The 1379-nt window shown below is 39.2% G+C and carries 1 protein-coding gene; it reads right to left on the bottom strand.

Annotated features, from left to right (window positions below; translation table 11 throughout):
- On the bottom strand, window positions 1-1341 hold a 1341-nt coding region (locus EM932_RS20655; RefSeq protein ID WP_135879100.1), incomplete at its 3' end, for an IS4 family transposase.
- Between the last annotated feature and the right edge of the window lie 38 nt (window positions 1342-1379).

Below are 1379 nucleotides of genomic sequence, written 5' to 3'. Positions count from 1 at the left end.
AATCACGCCAGGCGGTCCTTGTGAGTCATAGCCTTTCCATCCACCGATCCGTCCAACAACCCAAGCTGCCCACTTTGTTCGTTGGGGCTTATGGTGGTTTTGAAGTTTAATACTTTTTCCTTGTAATTTAATATTCATCATTTCTAGCACTTCCATTTGTTCTTTATCGAAAACCTCTTCTATAGGTTGTCCTCCCTCAGTATCTGCATAAGCTATATTCATTTGTAGAATCTTTAATAGCGCTGTCATTTGCATAATCACCAACTTGCGGATTGCCCAACCATTTTCCAATTCTGTTTCCTCAATTCCAAAACCTTGCTTTTTCAAAATTCGGAACAGTTGTTCGATATACCATCTTGCTCCATACCACTCTACCATTAGCAAAGCTTCTTCATAATTTTCGATCTTATGAGTGGTCAATAACTTCCAATTTATGGCTCTGGATGCTTGACTTGTTTCCTTGACTGATATACAGGTCAAGCTAATGGTTGGAGGGTATCCTTTATTTTTTAAATTGTTAGGACACTTTATCTCACATGCTTTAAATCGTAGGGCTATTTCTGCTTGTCTCTTATATTGGTTTTTACGACTATCGGTTGGAAGCTCAATAGTATAGGTGCCTGCTATGGGCTCAGAATCGATTTCTTTGTATAGACTATTTCCATTGCTTAGGTTTCTTGTAGTTCTTGAACGTACCAGCAAATGGAACTTTTCATCAGGAACCATGGCAAACTGTTCATAAATATCACCCTCCCTGTCTTCTATGAACGTCACTGTTGCTGCCTCTTTTAAAATAGTTTTACTTGTTTGGGCGACTTCAATCCATTTATAGGATTCCTTTTCTTTTATGGACTGTTGTTTGTAACCTCTTTGAATCCTATCTGGCATATCTTCTGGTCGATGAAAGACTTTGATATGGGAAAACCCTAAAGGGTTTGAGCCCTGAACATCTAATACTAGCCCAGGATGTATTTTGAAACAATGCCCTGTATCAGACTTATCGGAACGCCCCAATCCACTATTTTCATTGAGTCTTCTCTTGTGAGAACCCAAATTTACTTCACAGGTGTCCTGTAGACATAACAAATGACGACCCTCGGACAGATTGCCCATACGTCTTGAAGATTCATTGATTATATCTTCTTCCTTTATATTATCATTGTTCAAAAATCTATAATATGCTTTTTGCTCTGCTGTGTTGCTTGCTAGCTGACGAATCGTCGAACTTGGACACCGACTAAGCTTGTTCCATAATTCCATGCCTCGTCGTTCTGAACGCAGATCGCCTAATTCTCCTGTATAATCAGGGTAAAAATGCTGTGGATGAATTGTTTCTCTCATTTGCCAAAATTATGCATATTTGTGGGTACACCGTAGCT

The sequence above is a fragment of the Flavivirga rizhaonensis genome (assembly GCF_004791695.1).
Classification (GTDB): Bacteria; Bacteroidota; Bacteroidia; order Flavobacteriales; family Flavobacteriaceae; genus Flavivirga; species Flavivirga rizhaonensis.
Note: the sequence above shows the minus strand (reverse complement) of the source record. Positions and strands in the feature narration are given on the sequence as shown.